The sequence below is a fragment of the Streptomyces sp. NPDC058221 genome (assembly GCF_042882365.1).
GTDB lineage: Bacteria > Actinomycetota > Actinomycetes > Streptomycetales > Streptomycetaceae > Streptomyces.
Genome location: NZ_JBHVWF010000007.1, coordinates 1 through 24606, shown reverse-complemented (window position 1 = coordinate 24606; position 24606 = coordinate 1). Strand labels below are relative to the sequence as shown.

Here is a 24606-nt window from a genome sequence, read left to right as displayed (position 1 = left end):
AAAGGCATCGGTATGGGAATCCTCGAACTCGGCCACACAGGCCTGCACTGCGACGACGTCACTACGATGCGCGACTTCTACGAGCGCGTCCTGGGTCTCACCGTCACCGATGAGGACCCCGGTCTCGGACTGGTGTTCCTCTCCTCCCGCCCCGAGTTCGAGCACCACGAGATGGTGCTGGCTCCCGGACGCAACGTGCCGCCCGGCGCACGTCTGGTCAACCAGATCTCCTGGCGCGTCGACGGCGTCGAGGCACTGCAGATCTACCACCGGGCGCTGCTCGATTACGGCTCCAGGATCGAAGCGGTCGTGACCCACGGCAACGCCATCGGTATCTACTTCCAGGACCCCGAGGCCAACAAGCTGGAGGTGTACTGGCAGACCGGCCTGGACGTGAGTCAGCCCTTCCGCAAGACCATCAGCCTCGATGGCTCCGTGAAGGATGTCCTGGCCGAGAACAAGCGTCTCGTCGAAGAAGGAGGGCCGTCGTTCTGACCACGACCGAGCGCGTGACTCAAGAAGTCCACGCCGCCGACGCGAGCCGGATCGCCGCTCTGGTCGCGGGGGACCACGACCGGGTCGCGCACCTGCTCCACGACGAACTCGTCTACGTGCACTCCCACGGCATGGCCGACGGCAAGGCCACGTACGTGGCGGCGCTTGCCGAAGGGACCTGGTCCTACGATGCGATCGACCACGACATCACTGTCGATGCGGTCGACCGCACGACCGCGCTCGCCATGGGCCGGATGACCGCTCGGGGTACGGCGCACGGCCGAGACGTCGAGATCGCCTCGCTCACCATGTCGGTGTGGACCGCGGACGCCGACGGGCACTGGCGACTGCGTGCGTTCCAGTCCACCAAGGCTCCCGCGCCACGTGGCAACCGATGATCCTCGCACTCCGACGATCAGCCCAGAAACGACTTTCAGCAGAATTATCGATCCACGGCCGCCTCGGACTACTATTTCCTCCATGGCTAAGCGCGGCAAGTCCGTCACCTTGACGATGGATGTCTACAACCAACTGAGGCGTGAAATCCTCACCGGAAAGTTCGCCCCCGGCACCCAGCTCAGGCCCAGCGAGATCGGCCGGCAGCTCAGTGTCAGCGTCGGAGTCGTGCGGGAGGCCCTCACACGGCTCGTCGAACAGCGGCTCGTGGTCTCCCTGCACAACCGCGGCTTCCACGTCATGAATCTGACACCCGAAGGTCTCAGGCAATTGGTCGCGGCCCGTGCACTCAACGAATGCCGTGCGGTCGAACTCTCCGTCGAGTTCGGCGACGTCGACTGGGAAAGCCAGATCGTTGCGGCCCACCACCGCATGGTGAACACCCCGATCTACGCGCACGAGGACGAAGAGCACACCAACGACGACTTCTCCGTGCAGCACAAACGGTTCCACTTCGCACTGATGGAAGCGTGCGACAACTCCTACCTGTTGGACATCTGTCACCAGCTCTACGACGCCAGCGAGCTCTACAGGCGCTGGTCCGCCCCGATGATCGGGCGCCGGACCAACGCCGCCAAGGAGCACCTCGCCATCATGGAAGCCGCCTTGGCACGCAACGCCAAGGAAGCCTCCCGTCTCTACGCCGAGCACATCGCGGTAACAGCGGACCTGGTGCTGCTCCGGTTCGAGAACCAGGACCCGCCTGCCGCCTGAACACACGGAGATTCCTGACATGTATCCCGGAACTCACGCCCGCTCCACACCGGGCCGGGCGGCAGTGGTCATGGCCGGGAGCGGCCGAACGCTCACCTTCGCCGAGCTCGAAGACCGGTCCGCGAGAGTGGCCAACACCCTTCGTGGCGCGGGGCTCGTGCCCGGAGATGCGGTCGCGCTCGTCTCCGACAACACCCCGGAAGCGTTCGAGGTCTACTGGGGTGCACTGCGTGCGGGCCTGTACATCACCGCGGTCAACAGCCACCTGACCGCAGCCGAAGTGGCCTTCGTCGTCAACGACTGCGGAGCCGCGGCGCTGATTGTTTCGGGGCGACTCGGCGACCTGCCGCGAGAGCTCCGCCCGCAGGTGCCCGACGTCAAGGTCGCGCTGGCCTACGGGACACGGGTCGAAGGCTACGACGACTATGAGCAGGCGGTTGTCGCCGCCTCGGCGGTCGTGCCGCCCGACCAGCCGTGCGGCGCCGACATTCTCTACACCTCGGGAACGACCGGACAGCCGAAGGGCATCCGGCAGGTGCTCCCGCGTCGCCGGATCGACGAACCCGGCGATCCGGTCGTGGCGATGTCCCAGGCGTACTTCGGCTTCGGTCCCGAGACCGTGTACCTGTCCCCGGCTCCCGTCTACCACGCCGCGCCGCTGCGGTTCTGTGCCGCAGTCCAGGCGCTTGGCGGCACCGTGGTGATGATGGAGCGCTTCGGCGCCGCCGATGCCCTCGCGGCTGTCGAGAAGTACCGGGTGACGCACAGCCAGTGGGTACCGACCATGTTCGTTCGCCTGCTCAAGCTCGCCGACGACGTCCGTGACCGGTTCGACCTCTCGAGCCACCGTGTCGCGATCCACGCTGCGGCACCGTGCCCGGTCGAGGTCAAGGACGCGATGATCCGGTGGTGGGGACCGATCCTCTGGGAGTTCTACGCCTCCACCGAAGGCAGCGGATCGACCGTGATCAACTCCGCGGAGTGGCTCACACATCCTGGTTCGGTCGGGCGTCCGGCGCAGGGCGTCATCCGGATCTGTGACGGTGCCGGCGACGAACTCCCGGTCGGCGAGGTGGGGACCGTCTACTTCGAACGTGACGAACTGCCGTTCGTGTACTTGGGTGAGGAAGAGCTCACCCGGTCCGCCCAGCACCCGGCCCACCCCAACTGGACCACGACCGGTGACATCGGGCGTCTCGACGAGGACGGATACCTGTATCTGACCGACCGGGCGTCGTTCCTGATCATCTCCGGCGGTGTGAACATCTCGCCGCAGGAGATCGAGGATGCACTCATCGTCCATCCGTCGGTCAGCGACGCGGCCGTCATCGGGGTGCCGAACCCCGACCTGGGTGAGGAAGTCCGCGGCGTCGTCATCCTCGCAGCCGGGTGCGATCCGACTCCCGAGACCGAACAGGACCTGCTGGACTACCTCGCCGGGCGACTGGCTCGGTACAAACTTCCCAAGCGGATCGACTTCGTGACCGACCTTCCGCGGACTCCGACCGGGAAGCTGGTCAAGCGGCTCCTCCACGAGAGCTACGCAACTCCCGTCACCGGCGCACGGACCGCCGAACGCCGGGCTCAGCGCAGGCCGGCTCACCCGACCGACCGGTGACCACCGCTCGGAGCCCGTACCGCAGACCGGCTGGCCCGCCCCCTGCCGTTACGATGGGAGCCGTTTGTCCGCAGGGAGCCGAAGATGCCGAGCCGTCGCCCGGAGGGTTCTGCCTCCGGCACGTCGTGGAACCAGACGTTCAGCCACTCGATGTGGCGGGCGAACAACTCCGTGGGCCGTGCCCTGAACGAACAACTGCGCCCCCTTGGCGTCACGATGACGCAGCTCGGGATCGTGATGACTCTCGACCAGCACGGGCCGCTGTCCGGGGCGGATCTGGCTCGCGGGCAGAACATCACTCCGCAGAGTGTGACGACGGCACTCGCGCATCTGGAGCGGATCGGGTGGATCGAGCGGCATCCGCACCCCGTGCACAGGAAGGTCGTGCTGGTCGAGCCGACCGAGGCCGGGCTGCGGGGCATGGCCGAGGGGCGGCGGCTCGTCGAAGCGGTCGTGGAACGGCTCTCCGACGTGGTCGGCGGGATCGAGGAGCTGGACCGGCTGACGCTCGGCATGCGTCGTATTGCCATCGCTCTCGACGGCCCCGACTCCCCGGTGGCCCGCATGTGGCCCGACCCGCCCGGCGCCGGCTGACACCGTTCCGCCACCAGGCCACCCGGCCGGATCCTTGACGGACGGCCGCCGTCCGCGGCAGGCGAACCCGTGAAGCGAACGACCGCTGCCGTTCTCCCGTGACCGGAGAGCCCGCACAGGTGTCTGTCTCAGCCGTTTGGGACTATGACAGGCAACTGATAACTTGGTCGCCGCGTTCGATCAGGAGGTCCGTCTCACCCATGACCGCGATATCCGCACCCCACCGCGCCGTCCAGCGCCCGGTACTGACCACCGTGCTGGCGTGTCTCGGGATGTTCGCCGCCTACGTGCCCATCGGCAGCGTCTCCGTGTCCCTGTCGCGTATCCAGCAGGGGCTCGACGCCTCCACGTCCGACCTGCAGTGGGTCTCCGACGCGTTCATCCTGCCGATGGCCGCGCTGATCCTCACCTTCGGTCTGATCGGTGACCTGTACGGCCGCAAGAAGGCCTACCTCGCGGGCATGGTCCTGTTCGCCGCCGGTTCGGTGATCTCCCTGACCGCGCACAGCGTCCCGCAGGTCTGGGCAGGCCAGGCCGTCGCCGGCGCGGGTGCTGCGGCTCTCGCCTCCTCCACGCTCGCCCTGATCAGCCACGCCTACCCGGACTTCCGTGCCCGTGCCAAGGCCATTGGCGCCTGGGCCGCGTCCCTGAGCATCGGCATGGCCCTCGGCCCGCTGATCAGCGGCGTCATCCTGGAGCACGCCGGCTGGCGCTGGATCTTCCTGCCGGCCGCCGTCATCACCGCCGTCACCGGCCTGGTGGCCGTGCGGATGCTGGAGGACTCGCGTTCCGCGCACGGCCGCGCCATCGATGTCCCCGGCCAGATCGCCGCGATCGTCTTCATCATCGGCCTGATCTACGGAGTGATCGAGGGCGGCGGGGCCGGCGGCTGGGGGCAGACCAAGGTCGTCGTCGCGTTCGCCGCCGCCGCGCTCGGGCTGATCGCCTTCATCGTCGCCGAACTGCGCTCCGCCTCGCCGATGCTCTCCCTGAAGCTGTTCGCGGTACGTCCCTTCACCGGCGCGGGCGTCGTCAACGCGGTCGTCATGTTCGGGATGATCGGGTCCGTCTTCACCCTCAGCCTCTTCTTCGGCAGCGTCCAGCAGCTCTCCGTCCTCGACATCGCCTGGCGGATGCTGGTCTTCAACGGCGTCTCCGTCCTCACCGGCCCGTTGGTCGGCCGTCTGATGGGCAAGGTCGCGCCCGGCGTACTGCTGAGCGTCGGCCTGCTCGGGGTCGGCGGCGCCATGCTGTGGCTGACCGGCCTGGAGACCGACTCCGGGTTCGGCGCGATGGCCGGCCCGCTCGCCCTGTTCGGCCTCGGTATGGGCTTCGTGATGACGCCGATCAGCGCGGTCGCCGTCGGCAGCGTCCCGCACCATCTGGCGGGCATGGCGGGTGCGGGCAACAACACCCTGCGCCAGCTCGGCGGCGCGCTCGGCCCCGCCGTCCTCGGTGCCGTACTCACCAGCCGGCTGACCTCCGCACTGCCCGGGCACCTGGCGGAGTCCGGACTGTCCGTCGCCGACCAGCAGCGGGTGGGCGACGCACTCGCGAAGGGCGGCGTGGGCGCCGCGGGCCACCTCGGGCTCGCCCCCGAGGCGACCGGTCCCGCGCTCGGCGCGATCGGCGCGAGCTTCACCGACGCCGTCCACGTCTGCATGACCGTCGGCGCGGTCGGGATGCTGGTGGCCCTGATCGCAACGGCCACCCTGATCGGCTTCCGCCGCACGCGGACGGCGACACCGGCCGCACCGGCGGCCACCTCGGAGCCGTCCCCGGCGCCCGCCTCGGAAGCGGTCCGCGAGCCGCATACGGACCGGGCCGGTCAGGCAACCGTCCGGCCCGGCCCCGCCCTCCACGGGTACATCCGCAGCTCCATCAGCGCCCCCCGCCCCACGGTCACGCTGATTTCCCTGGCGGGGCGCCAACTGGACCGGATCGTGGCCCGTTCCGACGGCGGCTACGAACTCGCCGTGCCCGGTGCCGGCACCTATGTGCTGATCGCCGCAGCCGACGGGCACCAGCCGCAGGCGGCCACCGTCGACGTCGGTGACGAGCCGCTCGCGTACGACATCCTGCTCTCCGCCGGGCCGGGCCTGAGCGGGGTCGTCAGCGGCGCCGACGGGCTGCCGGTCGCCGCCGCCACGGTGATCGTGGCCGATGTGCGCGGCGAGGTGCTCGGCACCGGACAGACCGGAGCCGACGGGGAGTTCACCTTTGGCGGGCTGTCCCTCGGCGAGTACACGGTCGCGGTGAACGCGGCGGGGCACCGGCCGGCCGCGGTTGCTTTCACGGTCGGCGAGAGCGGCTCCGGCCGGGTGGAGATCGCCCTCGCCGCGGGCGCCCGGCTCCAGGGAGCGGTGCGGGCCGGCACCGGCCGACGCCCGCTGCCGGACGCCCGCGTCACGCTCCTCGACGCGGCGGGCAACGTCGCCGCGACGGCCACCACCAGCGCGGACGGCGTGTACGCCTTCGCCGACCTGGACGCCGGTGAGTACTCTGTCGTCGCCAGCGGCTACCCGGCCGTCGCCACCGCGTTGCGCGTGACGGGCTCCGGTGTCGAAGACGTCGACATCGAGCTGTCCCACCCGGCGTTCTGAGCTCCTCCTGCGTGGCGGCCTCCGCGTGCCTGCCGCGACGCGGCATCGCGTCGGCCGTCACCACCGGGCACTCATGGGGCCCACGGTCGCCGTGTGCGGTCGTGCGGTCCGGGACTACCGATCCCCGGCGGACCGCCCGCGGCGGGTGGCGTGCAGGCTTCCGAGCAGGGCGAGTGCCTGGGCGTCGGCGCTTTCCGGTTCGGCGTGGTAGATCACCAGCAGCTGTCCCGGCGCTCCGCGGACATCGAAGGACTGGTAGGTGAGCGAGAGCGGCCCGACGTCGGGATGGTCGAGTTCCTTGGCGTCCTGCGTCTTTCCGTAGACGGTGTGTGACGCCCAGAGTGCGGCGAAGTCCTCGCTCGCCCCGGTCAGGGAGTCGATCAGCTCGTACAGACGCGGGTAGTGGGGGCCGAGGCCCGTGGCGTGGCGCAGCCCGGCGACAACCGCCTCGGCCGCTCTGTCCCAGCGTGTGAAGAACCCCCGTGCCGCCGGGTCGAGGAACGTCATGCGGGCCAGGTTGTCCACTGCTTCGAACGGGGAGAACAGCGCTTCGGCCAGGGCGTTGGCCGCCAGGAAGTCCTTCGCCGGGTTCAGCACGAACGCGGGGGCGTTCGTGTAGCCGTCGAGGAGCTGCTTCAGCGGTGTGCCGACCGCTTCCCTCGGCAGGTCCCGGTTGTCGTCCCGTACCGCGCCCGCCAGCCGGTACAGGTGCTCGCGCGCCGCGTCGTCCATGCGCAGGGCGCCGCTGATCGCGTCGAGGATCTGCGGGGAGGGGCTGCGCTCGCGGCCCTGTTCCAGCCGGGCGTAGTAGTCGCTGTTCATTCCGGCCAGGACGGCGACCTCCTCCCGCCGCAGCCCCGCCACCCGGCGTGCCCCGTAGGAGGCGAGGCCGACGTCACCGGGCTGCAGGCGGCCGCGGTGGGCGCGGAGGAAATCTCCGAGATCGTTGCTGGTCACTTGTCCAGGCTATGACGCCCCCCGGCGCTGTGCCTGGGTGCGCCGTACCCCGGCACAGCCTGTCCTGGTTCCCGCTTCCGCCGCGGCGCAGTCTTGCCCGAAGACACCTGCCGGTGAAGGGGAGCGTGATGAACCAGCAGTCGGAATCATCGGCCGGTGAGCGGGCCGACGCGGTCGGTATGTGGGTCACCGCCGACGGACACATCCGCCAGGAACTGCGGGCCGACGGCCGCTACGACGAGGCCCGCGGCACCCGTCCCAGCGCCTACACCGGCCGCTACACGGTGACCGGCAGCCATCTCGACTACGTCGACGACACCGGCTTCACCGCCACCGGCGACATCCACGACGGGGTGCTCCTCCATGAGCACCTCGTCCTGTACAAGCAGGAGCAGCCGTGACTCACACCCCCAGGACCTTTCTGATCACCGGAGTCAGCGGCGGCCTCGGGCGCGCCTTCGCCGCCGCCGCGCTGGAGGCCGGCCACACGGTCGCCGGCACCGTCCGCAACGCCGCCGACGCGGCGGCCTTCACCGCACTCCACCCGGAACGCGCTCACGCCCGCATCCTCGACGTGACCGACGACGAAGCCGTGCTCGTCGTGACGGGCGAGGTGGAGGAGGCCATCGGCCCCGTCGACGTGCTGATAGCGAACGCCGGCTACGGCCTGGAGGGGACCTTCGAGGAAACCTCCATGGCCGCTCTGCGCGCCCAGTTCGACGTCAATGTCTTCGGCGCCGCAGCCACCATCCAGGCCGTCCTGCCCTCCATGCGTCAACGGCGCCGCGGGCACATCCTGGCCGTCACCTCCATGGGCGGCCTGGCCGGCTTCCCCGGCGTCTCCGCCTACTGCGGCAGCAAATTCGCACTCGAAGGCATCCTCGAAGCCATCGGCAAGGAAGTCGCCGCCTTCAACATTCACGTCACCGCCGTCGAGCCGGGCTCCTTCCGTACCGACTGGGCCGGACGCTCGATGATCCGCGCACCGCGCACCGTCTCCGACTACGACGACCTCTTCGAACCCATCCGCGCCGCCCGGCAGAAGGCCGACGGACGACAGCTCGGCGACCCGGCCCGCGCCGCCGCCGCGCTCCTGCGTGTCCTGGACACACCCGATCCGCCCGCTCACCTGGTCCTGGGCTCCGACGCCCTGCGCGTGGTCCGCGCCGGACGTGCGGCCGTCGGCCACGACCTCGACGCGTGGGAGGACGTCAGTCTCTCCACCGACTTTCCGCAGATCGACGGGAAGGGATGACAGGACTCCGTACCGTCTGCGGAAAGTGACTGCCTGCCGTGGGCGGCGAACGTGAGGCCTCGTGTGGTCAAGGCGAACCTTGTGCGGCCTTGACCTGGTGTTCTGTGCGACGTCTCCGTGGGAGCGCTGGGTAATGGCCCAACGGGAATGGTCCGACGCCCGCCGAGGGAGGCGCCGCACTCCACGCACACCGCCGATCTGCTCACCGCGGCGGATGCCGTGGTGGGCAGACTGGCCGGCTATCCCCGGTTCCGCTCCGTCGCGGGGGCGTCGAGCAGCCCGTGCGAAGCGAGCAGCCGTCGCACACCCGCCAGGGTTTCCACACACACGTCCGCCTCGTGCAGAGCACGTCGCGCGTGTGTGGTCGTCAGTCCCACGACGGTGCAACCAGCCGCCTTGCCGGCCCGGACCCCGGCGGGGGCGTCCTCCACGACCAGGCATCGGGACGGCGCGGTTCCCAGGCGGGCGGCGGCCAGGACGAAGCCGTCCGGGGCGGGTTTGCCCGCCTTGACGTCGGCGGCGAAGACCTGCACGCGAGGCAGGGGGAGGCCGGCCGCGGCGAACCGCAGGTGCACGGACTCCCGGTCGCCGGAGGTGACGATGGCCCAGCGGTCGTCGGGCAGCGCCGACAGCAGGGCGCCGGCCCCCTCGACGGGAGGGAAGTCGCCCGCCTGGTGCAGCAGCCGGTCCAGGACCTGCCGTTCGCCGGCCGGATCGAGGTGCGGGGCGGCATCCCGCACGGTGTCCTCCGGACGGCGCCCGAAAGTCAGCTGCCAGACCGCTTCGCGATCGAGGCCCCGTCCAACGGACCAGGCGTCCCACACCCGGCGATGGGCGGCTGCGGAGTCCAGCAGTACCCCGTCCACGTCGAAGAGCACGGCAGCAGTCGTCACCCGCGCATGCTCTCAGAAGCGGCTCGGCGGGCTCAAGCAGTGTCGGCCGGCGCCACCGGATCGCACACGGCCCGACGGCAGGCGGCCAGCGCCGCGCGTCCCGTCTCGCGAACCACGTCGGAAAAGGCCGAATTCCGCGACCGGACCAGCGTGACGCAGCGGCCGAGAGCGATTCCTACAGGCCGCGCAGTTCGGGAAACCCGCGCTTGGACGCGATGAGTTCGAGCGGCACGGCGTCTTGGCCGTGACGTCGGCACGCACGCTGTGCACCGCCGTCATCAGCACCGCCGTCCCGCTGACCCCGAGTCGGGCCGCCGCGGTGCGGTGGCCGGGGCGGGCGAGCGCGGGCGAGACCAAGGAGACCTGCCCGATCCGAGGGGCAGGGGCGTGGCGCAGCAGCCGGGAGGCGCGGAGCGCGAGGCATCCCGCGCTCCGGCCCCCGGCAGTGCTCCATGGGTCAGGACTCGCTCACCTCAGCCGAGAACCAGTCCACGCTCATCCCCGCGCCGGAGCTGATGTCGGCCCCGGGGGAGGTGCAGCCGCAGACCTTGTCCGGATACGAACCGCCGATCGCCACGTCGAAGATGGCGAAGTACCCGTGGTCGACCGCGGCCTTCCAGGTCGCGTCGGACACCTCGTTCTGGTTCACCGCGAAGGTCTGGACGTCGTCCAGGTAGAAGCGCAGCTGCTCGGCCGCCGGGTCCCGGCGGTCGACGATCACCGAGTACGTGTGGTAGCCGGTCTGGCAGCCGTCGCAGGCCTGCAGCCCACTGCTGATCCCGTCAGGATCGTGGCACTCGCCGGCCCACTCGCCGCAGTGGAAGGTGGTGGAGTGCTGGCTGAGTGCGTTGACGTCCTCCATGATGTCCAGCTCGCCGATGCTGGGCCAGTTGGTGGCCCCGGCCGGGCGGGCGTCGGCGCCCATCGCCCAGAAGGCCGGCCAGTAGCCGAGCCCGCTCTCCGGGTTGGGCTGTTGCAGGGAGGCGCTGAGGCGCATCTGTCCGCCTGCGGGTGCGGCGAAGTCGGTGCGTTGGGTCTCCACCCGGCCTGACGTCCAGTGCCCCGAGGCGTCCCGTATGGGCTTGATCACCATGTGGCCCGAGCCGTCCTGGTAGACGTTGTCCGTCGAGTCCGTGGATGTCTCGATCTCGCCGGTGCCCCAGTTGGCGGCGCCGCCGGGATAGCTGGTGCCGATGTCGTAGAGCCAGTCGGCGGTGTTGAGGCCCGTTCCGTTCGCGCCGTCGAAGTCGTCCCTGAACATCGTGGTCCACTCGTCGGCGGCTGAGGGGGCCTGGGCGGCCGGTTCCGCGGCCGCGGCGGTGCCGGAGAGTCCGGCGGGAGCCGCCGGACCGACGAGGCCGGCCAGTGGCAGACAGAGTGCGAGTGCGGCGAGCGCGACCGGCAGACGCCGTCGGGTGCGGTGTCCTGGGCCGGGAGAGATGCCTGGAGATGTGCCGAAGAAAGCGATCCTGTTCATGGGGGGCTGCTTTCGTGGGGTGGGGGGACAGGCGGTTGAGAGCGCTCTCAACCGGCTTGTGCACGACTGTCAGGCACGGTGACTGACCCCGTCAAGGTGCTTGCTGCGTTCACTTCGTGAAGGTAACTCGGCTTCAGGGCGGGTCAGTTGGTGCGCAGGCTTCAGCTCCGGGTGCCGTGGGAGCCGTAAGCGGGCGAAGTGTGTTCAAGTCGCGGTGAACTCAGGCGAGTTCGATGTGCACCCGGTGCCGTCCCTCCAGCTCCGCCGGCACGGTGGCGAGGCGACGGCCGTCAAGCGTGGACGACACGACGCGGTGGCCGGCGCCGGTGAGGGTGATGTCGAGCTCCGCCTTGCGGTAGGGCAGGCCGTGCAACGTCACAGGGCCCCAGCCCGGCGGCAGACTCGGGGTGAACCGCAGACCGTCCCGCTGGTAGCCGATGCCGAACACGCCCTGGTGGATCAGCCGCAGGTAGCCGGTGGCCGACCAGGTCTGGTCCGGCTCCGAACCCCACTGCCGGCCGTTCTGCCAGCCTCCGTCCACCGCACCGGTGCGGGCGTTGTGGATCTCCCAGAAGTGGCCGTCGCGGTGCTCCAGGCCGGCGATGTCGGTGACCGCCTGCGCCAGCAGGTCGATGCGGCCGCCGACCGCGGCCGCGTGCCCCCACATGCCGACCGTCATCGGCCATACGCTCACGTTGTGCCGGCCGGGATGCGCGTCGTCGAAGCGGGAGAAGTGCGGCCATACGTTCACGACACCGTGCGGTTCGTGACGGGTGCCGCCGAGCAGCGCGCGCACCTGTTGCCGTGACGCCACCCCGCACAGCACGGCGAACGCGAGCCCGTTGGTCTCCTGGTACGTCTCCAGCCGGCCGGCGTGCTCGCCCGTGCCGTGGATGAAGTAGCCGTAGCCCCCGGCGCCGGGCCGTCTCAGGTGCGTGTTGATCGCGCTACGCAGTCGTGCGGCAGCCCCCCGGAAGCCGGCCGCCGCACGCCGGTCACCGGTCTCGTCCGCCATCTCGGCGCAGGCCAGATATCCCGCGTGGAAGAGGCAGTTGGTGGACAGGCACATCATCCTGTCCGTGCCGGGGTGGTCCAGCACGAACGACGAGGTGTTGCCGGGGTCGTACGGCGGACTGGGATAGCCGGCGATGCCGTCCTGCAGGAATGCCGGGCCCTCGAACAGTCCGTACTTCTCGTTGAAGTGCTGGGACCGGTCGGCGCGCAGCGTGTTGGCGGCGGCCTGGTAGGCGTCGGTGAGGAACTCCCGGTCACCGGTGGTCAGACAGTGCTGCCGGGCGGCGACCGCCCACACGATCTGGTCCCACCACTGGTTGTCCTGCTGGACGATCAGCGTGCCGTCGTCCTGCCGCCGGCACACCGCCCACAGCGTGTTGCGGGCGACCTCGGGCGACAACAGGCTTGCGGCGTTCCACGAGTTGACCGACGCGTCCCGGGTCCACGGCTGCTCGTAGCCCCCGCCGGCCCGGATGAACGTGCCGGGGGAGTCCGTCATCAGACCGGTCTGGTTGTACAGATCCGGGTCGTAGGGCACGGTGTTGATGTCCAGCAGATTTGTCAGTGCCGACCGGTAGGCGCCGCCCAGCAGCGCGTCCAGGCCGCCACCGAACTCGATGGCGGGCCGCCCGCCCGCTGCGCGCCGGGGCGCCGCGTAACCGGGCGAACCGACGGCCGCTCCTGCCGCGGCCAGCCCTGCCACGGTGCCTGCCCGGATCAGCTGTCGTCGCGACAGCCCACTCTGCTGCTCATGCGAACCCATGAAGCCTCCGACATTGGACAACGTTGTCACTCGCCTTCAGGAGGTGGATGGTTCCCTGGCCCAGGGGTGCTGTCAATGAGTCGCGTGAACGCTGTTACCGAAGAGGCGGGGGCATCCGCACGTGTTTCCAGGGCCCCGGAAAAGGCCGGTCCGCTCTCTGGCTACCATCCGCTGTGACCGAAACGACCGAACCAGATGTACCCCGCACCCGAATATTCGCCGACCTGACCCCGCTGCGGACCTCCCCCGACTACCGGCGGCTCTGGTTCGGGAACACGGTCTCGTGGGTCGGGCAGGGAATGACGGCACTCGCCGTCTCGCTCCAGGTGTACGACCTCACCGGCTCGGCCTTCTCCGTCGGGCTGATCGGATTCTGCTCGCTCGTGCCCCTGGTCGTCTTCGGGCTGTACGGCGGTGCCGTCGCCGACACCCTCGACCGGCGCAAGCTGGGACTGGCCAGCGCCTTCGGGTCGTTCGTGCTCTCCGTCGCACTGGTGGCGGTCACCGTCGCCGGGGTCGAGCGGGTGGGGCTGCTGTACGGGGTGGTCGCGCTCCAGGCCGTCTGCTTCGCACTCAACTCGCCGGCCCGCAGCTCGATGATCGCCCGGCTGCTGCCGGCCGAACAGCTGCCCGCCGCCAATGCGCTCAATTCCATGACCAGCACCACGGGCGCGCTCGTCGGCCCGATGGTCGGTGGGCTCATCGTCGGCTGGTGGGGCTACCGGGCCGCCTACGGGGTCGACGCCGTCACCTTCACCGCCTCCCTGTACGCGATGTGGCGGCTGCCCTCCATGCTGCCGGACCGGAGCGAGAGCTCGGCCGTGAGCGGCAAGCGCGCCTCCGTCATGGACGGGCTGCGCTTCCTGGGCACCCGGCCCAATCTGCGGATGACCTTCTTCACCGACATGTGCGCCATGGTGCTGGCCCACCCCCGGGCGCTCTTCCCCGTCGTCGCGGTGGTCTGGTACGGGGGCGACGCCAAGACCACCGGGCTGCTGGTCGCCGCCCCGGCGCTGGGCGCCCTGTTGGGCGGGGTGTTCTCCGGCTGGCTGGGGCGGATCCGGCGGCACGGGCTCGCCGTGCTTTTCGCGGTCGCGAGCTGGGGCACCGCCATCGCCGTCTTCGGACTCACCCGGCAGCTCTGGCTCGGGCTGATCTTCCTGGCGCTCGCGGGGGCGGCCGACACCACCTCGATGGTCTTCCGCAACACCATGCTCCAGGCCGCCGTGCCGGACGAGATGCGCGGGCGGCTCCAGGGTGTGTTCATCGTCGTCGTGGCGGGCGGCCCACGGCTCGGCGACTTCATGGCCGGATCGGTCTCCGACCTGGTCTCGCCCGGTGTGGCCGTGACCGGAGGCGGCATCGCCTGCGTGGTCGCGGTGGCGCTGCTCGCGCTGCGCTGGCCCCGGTTCGCGCGCTACGACGCCCGCGACCCCGCGGCGTGAGGGACGAGTCGTGGCCGGGTCAGGAGACGACCGACACGTTCGGCATCTCGCCCCCGGTGGTCGCGTTGTCGATCAGTGAGAACGGCGCGCCCTGCGGGTCGGTCAGGGCCGCGAACCGGCCGAACGGGATGGTCAGCGGGCCGAACCGGAGCTGCGCCCCGAGGGCCTTCGCCTTCTCCACGGCAGCGTCGCAGTCACCGACGGTGAAGTACACGTTCAGATGCGCCGGCACCTCCGGCGGGAAGTCCTCCGTCATCTTCATCCGGCCGAGCACCGGGTCCGCGCCCAGGTCGTAGAGCGTGAAGTCGATCGCGTCGTCCTCCAGGCGCTTCACCCCGTACCCGAAGACGGCCGGGAAGAAGGCGTCCGCCTTCTCCGGCTCCCGGGTGAAGATCTCCGCCCAGCTGTAGGCGCCCGGCACGTTGCGCGCGCCGAACCCCTCGTGGCTGCCCGCCTGCCACACCCCGAAGGCGGCCCCGCCCGGGGCGCGGGCCAGCACCATCGTCCCGAACTCCCCGACCTGCATGGGCTCCACCAGCACCTCGCCGCCGTGCTCGCGGATCTTCGCGACGGTGGCCGCCGCGTCCGGCGAGGCGAGATAGAGGGTCCAGGCGGCCGGTACCTCCTGGCCGGGAACGGGCGGCATCAGCGCGGCCACCGCCTTGCCGTCCACATAGGCCTGGGTGTAGTTGCCGAACTCGGGCAGCGAGTCGCCGTAGCTCCAGCCCAGCAGCTCACCGTAGAAGCGCTTGGCGCCCTCGATGTCGCCGAACGTCGCATCGGCCCAGCACGGAGTGCCTACTGATTCTGCGGCCATGCCCCGGCCTCTCTCTTCACTCGGTGATGTGCCCCTCCATTTACGCTATCGACCCATTGCTTCCTGTGCGCGCCGAATCCGTGCCGGCGTCCGCGGGATCGCTCCGCACGACGGAACGGGCGACTCCCAGGTCCACCAGGTCCTGCGGGCGCAGCCGCAGCTGGTCCGCCGTGGCCCGCACCTGGCCGGGGGAGCGTTTCAGGATCGCCGCGGCGAGCTCGGGGGCGATGACCGAGAAGTAGCTGTCGGCGGTGACATGGGTGTTGCCCGGCGCGGCCAGGGCCAGCGCGCCGCCCGAACCGCCCTCGCCGATCACCAGGGTCGTGACGGGCACCCGGGCGGCCGCGATCGCTGCGAAGGCCTCGGCGATGGCCGCGCCCGCCCCGGACCGCTCGGCCTCGGCGTCGTTGGCCGCGCCCGGGGTGTCGACCAGGGTGAGGACCGGGACGCCGAGCCGGTCCGCCAGCCTGATCACCCGGGCCGCCGTGCGGTAGCCGGCCGGGCGGGTCGGGGTGCCGCACTGGGCGACGTACGCGATGGGCCGCCCCTCGCGCAGTCCGAACCCGCAGAGCAGCCCGGGGTCCGTGCCCCCGCAGCGGTCCCCGTGCACCGGGAGCCGGGTGCCGAAGTAGGCCTCCAGATACGCCTCGGCGCGCGGCCGGTCCGCGGACCGGGCCCGGAGCACGGCGTCCCAGCCGGTTCTGGGCAGCCCGGTCGCGGAGAGAGCGGCGGGGACCGGGGCGGGTGCGGGCACGGTGTCCCGGTGGGCGAGCGCCCCCAGCCAGTGGCCCAGGGTGGCGGCCAGCTCCTCCGGCGGGACGATCGCGTCGATCTGGCCGGCCGCCAGCTGGCCCTCGGCCACGTACGCGGTGGGGTCGGCGCCGGGCGGCCGCACCCGGGAGCCGGCGAACCCGACCTGCGCCCCGGGCAGCGCCAGGATCACATCGGCGCCCGCGCCCAGGGTCGCCCAGCCGCCGCCGGTCGTCGGATCGCGGAGCACCGCGAGCTGCGCCGGACCGGCCGCCCGCAGCCGCGCCGACGCGCCGGCCACCCGGTGCAGCTGGGTGAGCGCGATCATGCCCTCCTGCATCCGGCTGCCGCCCGTCGCGATCAGCGAGACGAGGGGGAGCCGGCGGTTCACAGCCTCCTCGTACGCCGCCTCCAGCCGGTCCCCGGTGCGCTGCCCGAGCGAGCCGCCGAGGAAGCCGAACTCGAACGAGACCAGGACACAGGGGCGGCCTTCGACGGTGGCGAGCCCGTGCACGACGGATTCCCGTTCGCCGGTGCGTGCGGAGGCCCGCGCCCGGGCGTCCGCGTATCCCGTCCAGCCGAGCGGTCCGTCGGCTGCGGTGTCCTCGCACGGCGCGATGGATTCGGTGAAGTCGGCGGTGACGGCGTCGATCGCCTCGCGGGCGGTCATCCGGTCAGCCATGGAGCGACCGCTTCATGATCTTGCCCAGGTCGTTGCGTGGCAGCGCGTCCAGATAGCGGACCGTGCGCGGCCGCTTGTGCGGGGAGAGCTGGGCCGCGACATGACCGGCGAGTTCGTCGGCCGGGGGCGGGGACGCGGGGTCGGCCGGTACCACCCAGGCGACGATCCGCTCGCCCAGATCCGGGTCGGGTTCGCCGGTGACGGCGGCCTCGCGGACGCCCGGGTGGTCCAGGAGTGCGTTCTCGATCTCCCCGGCGCCGATCTTGTAGCCGCCGCTCTTGATCAGGTCGGTGGCCTTGCGGCCGACGATCCGTACATATCCGTCGGGGTCGAGGGTGGCCATGTCCCCGGTGCGGAACCAGCCGTCGGCGGTGAGCGCGGCGGCCGTCGCGTCGGGGCGGTTGAGATAGCCGGTGAACAGATTCGGGCCGCGCACCTGGATCTCGCCGATGGAGGCGGGGTCGGCGAGCGCGCTGCCGTCCTCCTCGACGAGACGGAGTTCGACGCCGCGCAGCGGGCCGCCGACGGTGCCGGGGCGCGGTTCGCCGTCGGCGCGCACCCCCGTGTTCATGAGCGTCTCCGTCATGCCGTACCGCTCGATGACCCGGCGGCCGGTCGCCGCCGCGATCCGCTCGTGGTCGTGGACCGGCAGCGCGGCCGATCCCGAGACCAGCAGCCGGGCGCCCGCGAGCGCGTCCGCGAGCCCGCCGGACGCGGCCGGGTCGGCAAGCGCTTCCGCGATCCGGTGGTACATCGTCGGGACGCCGAACAGCATCGTGCCGCCCGACTCCAGCTCCCGGGTCACGCCCTCGGTGGAGAACCGGCCGAGATGGCGTACCGAACCGCCCCGCCGCAGCGGGCCGAGGATCCCGAGGATCAGGCCGTGCACATGGAACAGCGGCAGTGCGTGAACGAGGACGTCATCGCCGCTCCACTGCCAGGCGTCCTCCAGCGCGTCGAGCGTGGCGGCGATGGCCCGGCGCGGCAGGACCGCGCCCTTGGGCGGGCCGGTGGTGCCGGAGGTGTACACGATCAGGGCGGGCGACTCGGCGGAGGGCTCGGCGAAGACGGATCCGGCCGGCCGTGAGGCGGCCGTGTCCACGTCCACCCGCTCCAATGCGGCCAGCGCGGACGGCAGTTCGTCACCGGCCGCGGCCAGCACCGCCGAGGGCGCGCTGTCGGCGACGATATGGGCCAGCTCCCGTTCGCCGGTCTTCGGGTTGAGGGGTACGGCGGGCACCCCCGCCCGTAGCGCGGCGACCACCGCGACGACGGTCTCCGGGGCGGGGGAGGCCCAGACCGCGACCCGGCCGGCGCCGGCCACGCGGGCCGCGAGCGCATCGGCCGCAGCAGCCAACTGTGCGTAGGACAGGGAGTGTTCGCCGAACCGAATGGCTTCGCGGGTGGCCGTCGGACCGGCTGTGTCCTGAAGTGCGGGGAAGAGTGGCATCACTCTCGGAACTCTAAGGGCTGTCCCGTGACCCCTGGCGGGCGCGCGACGGTGAAGCGCTTCCGCCCCAGGGCATCACATGACCCTGCGCGCAGATGGCTGTACGGGGCATCCGGAGGGGATTTGGATACGACCTTGACATATTAATTTTGCGTTGCCAGCATGCAAAAAGTTCACTCCGGCGGAGCATCTCGACGCGGCAGAGAAGAAAGAACCTGTCCGCATCGCCACTCACCCGGCAGCACACGCACGTCGCAAAGCGCGACAGCGCCTTGCCTGACAACCCCACGCACCGTCAGGAAGGAAGCGTTCATGCCCCTGTCCCCACCCCGGTGGTCCAGACTCGTCACCGCCCTCACCCTGGTCGCCGCCGGCGGCCTCGCCGCAGGCACCGCGGCAGCCGCGCCCGCTGCCCCCGCCGCGGTCCACGCGGCCGCCGACATCCCGGCCGCCGACTACCAGCAGGTCCAACTCGCCCTCGGCGCGGACGAACTGGGCGAGGCCATGTCCCTCGCCGTCCTGCCCGACCGGTCCGTCGTGCACACCGCCCGTGACGGCACGGTCCGCCTCACCGACGCCTCCGGGACGACGAAGACCGCAGCCGAGCTCGATGTCTACACGCACGACGAGGAAGGGCTCCAAGGGGTCGCGGCCGACCCGGACTTCGCGGACAACCGCTACATCTACCTCTATTACTCACCCGTTCTGGACACTCCGGCCGGCGACGCCCCGGTGACCGGCTCGGCCGCCGACTTCGAGGCGTGGAAGGGCCACCTCAACCTCTCCAGGTTCACGATGAAGGCCGACGGCACGCTGGACACCGCGAGCGAGAAGGTGCTCCTCGAAGTCGCCAACGACCGCGGCCAGTGCTGCCACGTCGGCGGTGACATCGACTTCGACGCCGCCGGGAACCTCTATCTGACCACCGGCGACGACACCAACCCGTTCGAGTCGGCCGGCTACGCGCCGCTCGACGAACGCACCGAACGCAACCCGCAGTTCGACGCCCAGCGCTCCTCCGGGAACACCAACGACCTGCGCGGCAAGCTGCTGCGGATCACCCCGACCGCGGACGGCGGCTACACCGTTCCGGACGGCAACCTCTTCGCCCCCGGCACGGAGAAGACCCGGCCGGAGATCTACGCGATGGGCTTCCGCAACCCCTTCCGGATGTCCGTCGACAAGCCGACCGGCACCGTCTACATCGGCGACTACGGACCCGACGCCGGCACCACCGACGCCGACCGCGGCCCCAGCGGACAGGTGGAGTTCGACCGTGTCACCGGCCCCGGCAACTTCGGCTGGCCCTACTGCACGGGCACCAACACCGCCTCGGAGACGTACAACGAGTACACCTTCCCCGACGGTCCCTCCGGTGCGAAGTACGACTGCGCCTCGGGCCCGGCGAACAACTCCTTCCGCAACACCGGTCAGGCGACGCTGCCCGCCGTGCAGCCCGCCTGGATCAGGTACGCGGGGGACGCGGGCTCCCCGCCCGAGTTCGGCAGCGGCTCCGAATCGCCGATGGCCGGTCCCGTCTACCACTACGACGCGGACCTCGACTCGGCCGTGAAATTTCCCGAATCGCTCGACGACCGCTTCTTCGCCACCGAGTACGGCCGCAAGTGGATCAAGCCGATCGAGGTGAAGGCGGACGGTTCACCGGGCACCATCGACACCTTCCCGTGGACCGGGACCCAGGTGATGGACTCCGCGTTCGGCCCGGACGGTGCGCTGTACGTCCTGGACTACGGCACCGGCTCCGGAAACCAGGCGCTGTACCGCGTCGAGTACCTCGCGGGCAGCAACCGCTCCCCGGTCGCCAAGGCCGCCGCCGACCGCACCTCAGGACCCACCCCGCTCGACGTCGCCTTCTCGGCGGACGGCAGCGAGGACCCCGAGGGCGGGGCGCTGAGCTACTCCTGGGACTTCGGTGACGGGGCCACCTCCACCGAGGCGAATCCGCAGCACACCTACACCACCGCCGGGACCTTCAACCCGACCCTCACGGTCACCGACCCCGACGGGCTCACCGGTACCGCCAGCCTCGTCGTCACGGCCGGCAACACCGCCCCCACCGTCACCCTGACCACGCCCGCCGACGGCGAACTCTTCTCCTTCGGCGACTCCGTGCCCTTCACCGTCACCGTCACCGACCCCGAGGACGGCACGGTCGACTGCTCGAAGGTCAAGGTCACCTATCTGCTCGGCCACGACAGCCACCGCCACCAGATCACCTCGAAGAACGGCTGCTCGGGCACCATCGACGTCCCCGTGGACGGTGAGCACGACAGCGCCGCCAACATCTACGGAGTCTTCGACGCCGAGTACACCGACGCCGGCGGACTGACCACGCACACCGCCGACATCCTCCAGCCCCGGCACCGGCAGGCTGAGCACTTCGCGGCACAGTCCGGCGTCGAGGCCGCCCAGCACGGCACGGCCGAGGGCGGCGCCACCGTCGGCTTCACCGACGACGGCGACTGGATCTCCTTCGAGCCGTACGTCCTGGACAACGCCACCGGTGTCTCGGCCAGGGTCTCGTCCGCGGGACCCGGCGGCACGATCGAGGTGCGGGCGGGTTCCGCCACCGGCACCCTGCTCTCCACCCTGACCGTCGAACCCACCGGCGACTGGGAGACGTTCACCGATGTCACGGCGGACGTGAGCAACGCACCGGCCGGATCCACCGAACTCTTCCTCGTCTTCAAGGGCCCCACGGGCCAGGGGAATCTGTTCGACATCGACTCCTTCACCTTCGAGACGGCGGGGTGACCGGCGCATGAGACACCAACTGGCCGCACGTCTGCGCCATATCGCGTGCGCCGCCGCCCTGGTACTCGGGGCCGCGTTCCTGGCCCCGGCCCCGGCGGGCGCCGCCGCGCCGGCCGCTGCGGAGGACGTGCTGGTCTTCTCGAAGACCGCCGGATTCCGGCACGACTCCATCCCGGCCGGAATCACCGCGATCCAGGAACTGGGCGCGGCGAACGGCTTCGACGTCACGGCCACCGAGGACGCGGCCGCGTTCACCCCGGAGAATCTCGCCGGGTACGGGGCGGTGGTCTTCCTCAGCACCACGGGCGACGTCCTGGACACCGCCCAGCAGGACGCGCTCACGGCGTTCGTCGACGGCGGCGGCGGATTCGTCGGCGTCCACGCGGCCGCCGACACGGAGTACGACTGGCCGGACTACGAGCACCTCGTCGGAGCCTGGTTCAAGAGCCACCCGGCGATCCAGGAGGCGAAGGTCGTCACCGAGGACCACACCCACCCGGCGACCGCGCACCTGGACGACGAGTGGATCCGTACCGACGAGCTGTACAACTACCGCACCAACCCGCGCGCCGACGTCCACGTCCTCCAGACCCTGGACGAAAGCAGCTACACCGGCGGCGAGATGGGCGGCGACCACCCGATCACCTGGTGCCACCCGCAGCAGCAGGGCCGGTCCTTCTACACCGGCCTCGGCCACACCGTCGAGTCGTACAGCGACCCGGACTTCCGCCAACTGCTGCTGGGCGGAATCCAGTACGCGACCGGCGCGGTGCAGGCCGACTGCGGCTCCGGAGCCACGGGCCCGGGTGACGGCGACGCGGCGGAGAGCTCCTCGAACGTGCACCTCTTCTACTACCCCTGGTACGGCACCCCGGAGACGAACGGCAGCTGGCGCCACTGGGAGCAGGGCGGCCACACCCCGCCGGACGACATCGGCGCAGACCTCTACCCGAAGCTCGGCCCGTACGACTCCGGTGACACCGCCGGGGCCGTCGAGCAGCACATGAAGTGGATCGAGCAGTCGGGTGCGGGCGTCATCGTCTACAGCTGGTGGGGGCAGGGCGGCTACGAGGACTCCATCGCCCCGCAGGTCCTGGATGCCGCAGCCCGGCACGGGATCAAGGTCGCCTGGCACATCGAGCCGTACAGCGGCAGGACCGCGGCCTCCGTGGTCGACGACATCGCCTATCTGAACAGCACGTACGGCGACAGCCCCGCCTACTACCGGGACGCGGAGCACGGCAACCGCCCCGCGTTCTACGTCTTCGAGAGCCTGAAGATCCAGGACTGGTCGGCGCTGGACGCCGTGCGGGACAGCGCCATCGTCCTCGCCCAGACCACCGACACCACCAAGGTCGCGCACTTCGGCGGGATCTACACCTACGACGGCATCGCCGGCGCCACCGCCCCCGGCTGGCAGCAGGCGGGGGCGTACGCCAAGGCCAACGGCCTGGTCTGGGCGCCCTCGGTGGCCCCCGGATACATCGACGACCGGGCCGTGCCCGGCAACACCACACCCACCCTCGGCCGGGACGACGGCGCCGCCTACGACCTGGAATGGAGCAACGCCCTGGACCCGGACACCGGCGGATCACCCACCTGGGTCTCCGTCACCTCCTTCAACGAATGGCACGAGGGCAGCCCGATCGAACCCGCGTCGAGCACCCCGCCCGCCGGACACGGCTACCAGACGTACGAAGGGGCGTACGGAAAGACGGGGGCAGCCGCCGAGACGGCCTACCTCGACCGGACGGCGTACTGGGCGGCACAGTTCGAAGAGCAGCGCGAACAGGCCCACGCACACTGAGCGGGCCACGACGAACGGCAGCGTCCCGGCGGGGACGCTGCCGTTCCTCCGTTTCCGGAGCCGCCTCAGGCGTCCCGCTGAATGGTCCGCATCCGCCCGTACGCGTACACACAGCCCGCCAGCGCCAGGTCGGACAGCAGCATGAAGCCGATCGAGTAGGAGCCCTTCGAGCTGTAGATCGCGCCCATCACCAGCGGCGGCACGAAGCCGCCCAGCCCGCCCATCGCGCCGACGATCCCGGTGACGCTGCCCACCTTGGCCTGCGGCGTCACCTGCGAGACCAGGGCGAAGACACTGCCGCTCGCGGTGCCGAGACCGGCCGCCATGATCAGCAGCGCGATCGTGCCGCCGGGCATCAGCTTCGGGTCGAAGGCCTGGACGATGGCCATCAGGGCGGCCACCCCGAGCGCCACCGAGGAGACCAGCGCCGGGTGCATCCGGTCCGAGAGCCAGCCGCCGATCGGCCGGAAGATCACGGTGACCAGCGCGAATCCGGCGGCCTTCGTACCCGCGTCGGTCGGTGAGAGGTCGTACCAGGTCTTCAGATACGTCGGCAGATAGACGCCGAACGCGACGATGCCGCCGAAGCCGATCGCGTACAGCGCCGACAGCTCCCAGGTGACCCGCAGCCGCCCCGCCGCACCCAGCCGGTGGGCCAGCGTGTCCGTCGGCACCTGCCGGCCCGGCCGGTCGTTGACCAGCACTGCCGCCAGCGCCGCGTACACCACGAGCGCCCCGGCGACCACGAGGAAGGGCAGGTTGTCGCCGTGCTTGGCGATCCGCGGGGTGAAGTAACCGGACAGCGCCACGCCGCCCATGCCCATGCCGAACACCCCGAGGGCGAGGCCCCGTTCGGCGGGCGGGAACCACGAGTTGACCAGTGGAATGCCGATCGCGAACGTCGTACCGCCCAGGCCCAGCAGGAAACCCACCGCCAGCATCGCGCCGTAGGAGTCCCTCGCCGGGATCAGCAGCAGCACCGGCACGATGGTGAGCGCCGAGACCAGCGGGAACATCACCCGCGCACCGTACTTGTCGGTGAGCGCGCCGGCCGGGATCCGGCCCAGCGAACCGACCAGCACCGGCACGGCGACCAGCAGCGACTGCTGGAACGAACTCAGCCCGAGCCGGTCCTTGTAGTCGCCGGACATGGGCGCGATCAGATTCCACGCCCAGAAGGTGAGCGCGAAGCCGATCGTGGCCATCACGAGGTTGCGGTAGGCGGCGCCGGTGGCGGCCGGCGCTGGTGACTGCTTGACGGCTGTATCCACACAGCCAGTCAAGGGCGGAAGAGGCCCTCGAGCCCGTCGGCCTGCTCCATCCGGGGGGCCCGGAACCACTCACCCGAAGTCGCAAATGTCCGAAACCTGGGACAATCGCGATATGGACCGTCTGGACAGGGAAATCCTCGGCGTTCTTCAGGAGGACGCGCGGATCTCATACCGCGACCTGGGGGAACGGGTGGGGCTCAGCGCCAACGCGGCGGCCGACCGGGTGCGACGGCTGCGCCGGGACGGCGTCATCCGCGGCTTCACCGTGATCATCGACCCCGCCGCCGACACCCGGACCGGCCTCGTCGTCTTCATCGACGTGACCCTGCGGATGGACACCACCAACGAGGTCTTCGAGCGGGCCGTGCTGACTCTGCCAGGAATCACCGAAGTGGTGCATGTGACGGGCGGGCACGACTATCTCGTACGCGCCGCCGCAGCCGACACCGCGGCCCTTGACGCGCTGCTGCGCAGACTCAAGCGGGAGGCGGGCGTCGCCCACTCCAACACCCGGGTCGCGCTCAGAGCGGCCCCTGCCAGATGACGGCAGGCGGGCGCGATCCGTCCGGCTCCCGCCCGTCGTCGCCCACCGTCAGCCGGACCGCGGACCGCCCGTCGGGCAGCACGGCCGTCACATCGATGTCCACGTCGATCGCCGACACCCCGTCCCGTCGGTGCGCCGCCGCCAGCGCACCGCGCAGCGCGGCGAGCAGCTGCCCGCCCACCGGCTCCCGCACGAGCGCGTCCACCGCCCCGGTGAAGTGCACCGA

20 protein-coding genes and 1 pseudogene are annotated in these 24606 nt (G+C 70.8%); 12 read left to right on the top strand and 9 right to left on the bottom strand.

Annotation, left to right across the window (positions count from 1 at the left end; all coding sequences use genetic code 11):
* The first annotated feature begins 12 nt into the window (after positions 1-12).
* The 6 genes from ACFVW8_RS04140 to ACFVW8_RS04115 all read left to right on the top strand — a co-directional run bounded on the left by ACFVW8_RS04140 (position 13) and on the right by ACFVW8_RS04115 (position 6480).
* On the top strand, positions 13-495 hold the full coding sequence (locus ACFVW8_RS04140; RefSeq protein WP_389686020.1) for a VOC family protein: 483 nt from the start codon (positions 13-15) through the stop codon (positions 493-495).
* Positions 496-509: 14 nt separating this feature from the next.
* Positions 510-893, top strand: a complete 384-nt coding sequence (locus tag ACFVW8_RS04135) for a nuclear transport factor 2 family protein (RefSeq protein WP_389686019.1) — start codon at positions 510-512, stop codon at positions 891-893.
* Between the two features lie 82 nt (positions 894-975).
* Positions 976-1665, top strand: coding sequence for a GntR family transcriptional regulator (locus tag ACFVW8_RS04130; RefSeq protein ID WP_389686018.1), 690 nt, complete (start codon positions 976-978; stop codon positions 1663-1665).
* Positions 1666-1684: 19 nt separating this feature from the next.
* Positions 1685-3283, top strand: coding sequence for an acyl-CoA synthetase (locus ACFVW8_RS04125; RefSeq protein ID WP_389686017.1), 1599 nt, complete (start codon positions 1685-1687; stop codon positions 3281-3283).
* A gap of 84 nt (positions 3284-3367) precedes the next feature.
* Complete coding sequence (locus ACFVW8_RS04120; RefSeq protein WP_389686016.1) at positions 3368-3877, top strand: MarR family winged helix-turn-helix transcriptional regulator; 510 nt, start codon at positions 3368-3370, stop codon at positions 3875-3877.
* Positions 3878-4077: 200 nt separating this feature from the next.
* On the top strand, positions 4078-6480 hold the full coding sequence (locus tag ACFVW8_RS04115) for an MFS transporter (RefSeq protein ID WP_389686015.1): 2403 nt from the start codon (positions 4078-4080) through the stop codon (positions 6478-6480).
* A gap of 114 nt (positions 6481-6594) precedes the next feature.
* On the opposite strand, the gene ACFVW8_RS04110 is transcribed toward ACFVW8_RS04115, so the two are convergent.
* A complete protein-coding gene (locus tag ACFVW8_RS04110; RefSeq protein WP_389686014.1) occupies positions 6595-7437 on the bottom strand; it encodes a helix-turn-helix transcriptional regulator in 843 nt (280 codons plus the stop codon).
* A gap of 128 nt (positions 7438-7565) precedes the next feature.
* Here ACFVW8_RS04110 and ACFVW8_RS04105 point away from each other — a divergent pair, with 128 nt between their 5' ends.
* Positions 7566-7838, top strand: a complete 273-nt coding sequence (locus tag ACFVW8_RS04105) for an Atu4866 domain-containing protein (protein WP_389686013.1) — start codon at positions 7566-7568, stop codon at positions 7836-7838.
* On the top strand, positions 7835-8692 hold the full coding sequence (locus ACFVW8_RS04100) for an oxidoreductase (protein ID WP_389686012.1): 858 nt from the start codon (positions 7835-7837) through the stop codon (positions 8690-8692). The genes ACFVW8_RS04105 and ACFVW8_RS04100 overlap by 4 nt, the downstream gene beginning before the upstream one ends.
* Before the next feature lie 239 nt (positions 8693-8931).
* Here ACFVW8_RS04100 and ACFVW8_RS04095 read toward each other — a convergent pair whose 3' ends face one another.
* The 3 genes from ACFVW8_RS04095 to ACFVW8_RS04085 form a co-directional block, all read right to left on the bottom strand.
* Positions 8932-9585 (bottom strand): HAD-IA family hydrolase, encoded by a 654-nt coding sequence (locus ACFVW8_RS04095; protein WP_389686011.1) that lies wholly within the window; start codon positions 9583-9585, stop codon positions 8932-8934.
* Positions 9586-10042: 457 nt separating this feature from the next.
* Positions 10043-11062: a glycoside hydrolase family 16 protein gene (locus ACFVW8_RS04090; protein ID WP_389686010.1), complete on the bottom strand. Its 1020-nt coding sequence runs from the start codon at positions 11060-11062 to the stop codon at positions 10043-10045.
* 220 nt (positions 11063-11282) lie between these two features.
* The gene (locus ACFVW8_RS04085; RefSeq protein ID WP_389686009.1) at positions 11283-12839 is read right to left on the bottom strand and encodes a hypothetical protein; all 1557 of its coding nucleotides are present in this window, start codon (positions 12837-12839) and stop codon (positions 11283-11285) included.
* A 173-nt stretch (positions 12840-13012) separates the two neighbouring features.
* Here ACFVW8_RS04085 and ACFVW8_RS04080 point away from each other — a divergent pair, with 173 nt between their 5' ends.
* A complete protein-coding gene (locus ACFVW8_RS04080) occupies positions 13013-14284 on the top strand; it encodes an MFS transporter (protein WP_389686008.1) in 1272 nt (423 codons plus the stop codon).
* A 19-nt stretch (positions 14285-14303) separates the two neighbouring features.
* Here the strand turns inward: ACFVW8_RS04080 and ACFVW8_RS04075 are convergent, their stop codons facing one another.
* The 3 genes from ACFVW8_RS04075 to ACFVW8_RS04065 are packed head-to-tail and all read right to left on the bottom strand — an operon-like array spanning position 14304 to position 17983.
* Positions 14304-15101, bottom strand: coding sequence for a VOC family protein (locus ACFVW8_RS04075; RefSeq protein WP_389686007.1), 798 nt, complete (start codon positions 15099-15101; stop codon positions 14304-14306).
* 40 nt (positions 15102-15141) lie between these two features.
* Positions 15142-16533 (bottom strand): carboxyl transferase domain-containing protein, encoded by a 1392-nt coding sequence (locus ACFVW8_RS04070; protein ID WP_389686006.1) that lies wholly within the window; start codon positions 16531-16533, stop codon positions 15142-15144.
* On the bottom strand, positions 16526-17983 hold the full coding sequence (locus ACFVW8_RS04065; RefSeq protein WP_389686090.1) for an acyl-CoA synthetase: 1458 nt from the start codon (positions 17981-17983) through the stop codon (positions 16526-16528). Before ACFVW8_RS04065 ends, ACFVW8_RS04070 begins: the two co-directional genes overlap by 8 nt.
* Before the next feature lie 312 nt (positions 17984-18295).
* Between ACFVW8_RS04065 and ACFVW8_RS04060 the strand changes: the two genes are divergently transcribed.
* Both ACFVW8_RS04060 and ACFVW8_RS04055 read left to right on the top strand, forming a co-directional pair.
* On the top strand, positions 18296-20758 hold the full coding sequence (locus ACFVW8_RS04060) for a PQQ-dependent sugar dehydrogenase (protein ID WP_389686005.1): 2463 nt from the start codon (positions 18296-18298) through the stop codon (positions 20756-20758).
* 7 nt (positions 20759-20765) lie between these two features.
* A complete protein-coding gene (locus tag ACFVW8_RS04055; RefSeq protein WP_389686004.1) occupies positions 20766-22565 on the top strand; it encodes a ThuA domain-containing protein in 1800 nt (599 codons plus the stop codon).
* Positions 22566-22630: 65 nt separating this feature from the next.
* Here ACFVW8_RS04055 and ACFVW8_RS04050 read toward each other — a convergent pair whose 3' ends face one another.
* Positions 22631-23836, bottom strand: a complete 1206-nt coding sequence (locus ACFVW8_RS04050) for an MFS transporter (protein WP_389686003.1) — start codon at positions 23834-23836, stop codon at positions 22631-22633.
* 112 nt (positions 23837-23948) lie between these two features.
* On the opposite strand from ACFVW8_RS04050, the gene ACFVW8_RS04045 reads away from it, so the two are divergent.
* The gene (locus ACFVW8_RS04045; RefSeq protein WP_389686002.1) at positions 23949-24380 is read left to right on the top strand and encodes an Lrp/AsnC family transcriptional regulator; all 432 of its coding nucleotides are present in this window, start codon (positions 23949-23951) and stop codon (positions 24378-24380) included.
* On the opposite strand, the pseudogene ACFVW8_RS04040 reads toward ACFVW8_RS04045, so the two are convergent.
* Positions 24358-24606 (bottom strand): annotated as a pseudogene (locus ACFVW8_RS04040) (histidine kinase); the annotation flags it as partial. The gene ACFVW8_RS04045 and the pseudogene ACFVW8_RS04040 sit on opposite strands and share 23 nt — an antisense overlap.

What these genes read in the sequence shown, in the direction of transcription:
- ACFVW8_RS04120 (WP_389686016.1), top strand. Translation starts at nt 3,368, where the DNA reads ATGCCGAGCCGTCGCCCGGAGGGTTCTGCCTCCGGCACGTCGTGGAAC.
- ACFVW8_RS04105 (WP_389686013.1), top strand. Translation starts at nt 7,566, where the DNA reads ATGAACCAGCAGTCGGAATCATCGGCCGGTGAGCGGGCCGACGCGGTC.
- ACFVW8_RS04055 (WP_389686004.1), top strand. Translation starts at nt 20,766, where the DNA reads ATGAGACACCAACTGGCCGCACGTCTGCGCCATATCGCGTGCGCCGCC.
- ACFVW8_RS04090 (WP_389686010.1), bottom strand. Translation starts at nt 11,062, where the DNA reads ATGAACAGGATCGCTTTCTTCGGCACATCTCCAGGCATCTCTCCCGGC.
- ACFVW8_RS04060 (WP_389686005.1), top strand. Translation starts at nt 18,296, where the DNA reads ATGCCCCTGTCCCCACCCCGGTGGTCCAGACTCGTCACCGCCCTCACC.
- ACFVW8_RS04065 (WP_389686090.1), bottom strand. Translation starts at nt 17,983, where the DNA reads ATGCCACTCTTCCCCGCACTTCAGGACACAGCCGGTCCGACGGCCACC.
- ACFVW8_RS04140 (WP_389686020.1), top strand. Translation starts at nt 13, where the DNA reads ATGGGAATCCTCGAACTCGGCCACACAGGCCTGCACTGCGACGACGTC.
- ACFVW8_RS04075 (WP_389686007.1), bottom strand. Translation starts at nt 15,101, where the DNA reads ATGGCCGCAGAATCAGTAGGCACTCCGTGCTGGGCCGATGCGACGTTC.
- ACFVW8_RS04130 (WP_389686018.1), top strand. Translation starts at nt 976, where the DNA reads ATGGCTAAGCGCGGCAAGTCCGTCACCTTGACGATGGATGTCTACAAC.
- ACFVW8_RS04085 (WP_389686009.1), bottom strand. Translation starts at nt 12,839, where the DNA reads ATGGGTTCGCATGAGCAGCAGAGTGGGCTGTCGCGACGACAGCTGATC.
- ACFVW8_RS04115 (WP_389686015.1), top strand. Translation starts at nt 4,078, where the DNA reads ATGACCGCGATATCCGCACCCCACCGCGCCGTCCAGCGCCCGGTACTG.
- ACFVW8_RS04045 (WP_389686002.1), top strand. Translation starts at nt 23,949, where the DNA reads ATGGACCGTCTGGACAGGGAAATCCTCGGCGTTCTTCAGGAGGACGCG.
- ACFVW8_RS04070 (WP_389686006.1), bottom strand. Translation starts at nt 16,533, where the DNA reads ATGGCTGACCGGATGACCGCCCGCGAGGCGATCGACGCCGTCACCGCC.
- ACFVW8_RS04125 (WP_389686017.1), top strand. Translation starts at nt 1,685, where the DNA reads ATGTATCCCGGAACTCACGCCCGCTCCACACCGGGCCGGGCGGCAGTG.